General features: G+C 52.1%; 1 protein-coding gene. It reads right to left on the reverse strand.

Going from position 1 to position 867, the window contains the following annotated elements; genetic code table 11:
* Positions 1–69: 69 nt before the first annotated feature.
* Entirely contained in the window at positions 70–669 is a 600-nt protein-coding gene (locus tag N2692_03100; GenBank protein MCX8016253.1) for a hypothetical protein, read from the reverse strand.
* Positions 670–867: the final 198 nt, after the last annotated feature.

An 867-nucleotide genomic window follows, 5' to 3' on the forward strand; every position in this document is an offset into this window, starting at 1 on the left:
GGCGAAGGATGTGACGAAGAAGCGTTTGGGTTATTCGCCGGACGGTTTGGATGCGATGAACCTGGCGTACTATGGTGGTGGGATGGAGGATGTGGCGCGGGTGTTGGGTGGTGTGGAGTCGCGTGGTCGTCGAGAGGAGTTGGAGGAACTGGTGGCGGGGACGGCAAGCCGATGGGTGTTCGTTTGCGTGGTGGTCGGATTTGATGGTTGTGTTTCCAGATGTTGGTTTTGAGTGACAGCGTGTTGGGCTATTTGGATGAGTAATTCAGCGAACGGTCGTGGTGTTGCCGATCTTTGTTTTTTGCTGGCTAATTCAAATTTGCTTTGTTTTCGACCTGATTTTAGGATTATGTATGTAGTTTCGTTGGATTGGGTGTGGATGAGTGTTGGTGGTCGGTTTCCTTGGGGCGAGTGGTAGAAAAGCCAGGTTGGTTTTCGAGTGAAGTGTCCGTAATGTCCTTGTTCGACGTAGCATGTCCAGCAATTGGGGTGGAATAGTCCAGCTGGTATCCAGGCGGAATATCGTTTAGGTTTTGTGATATTGAATGCGTCCCAAGCCCTTGAGTGAGCTGGGTGTTCGATGACTCCGCCGAATTTTTTGACGGCGTTGAGTGCGGCTGCGAAGCATCCTTGGTCGTCGCCTAGTCGGTGTTTTTGGGGTGATCGCATTGATCCGAACCAAAGGAATGCTGACCATTTGGCGCAGGGCGGGTGAGCAACGACGGGATGTGGTCCGGTGTAGTTTCTTGCGTCTCGGTTTGGTCCCCAGAGGTTGATGTCCTCGAAGGTTGTGTAGATTCCTTTGGGGTCGATGAATAAGGCAGCGATGGTCATGGTTGGTCGTTGGGGTATAGGTTGGAGTAGGCT

This window comes from Patescibacteria group bacterium, assembly GCA_026415775.1.
Lineage (GTDB): Bacteria > Patescibacteriota > Minisyncoccia > UBA6257 > JAAZHW01 > SKW32.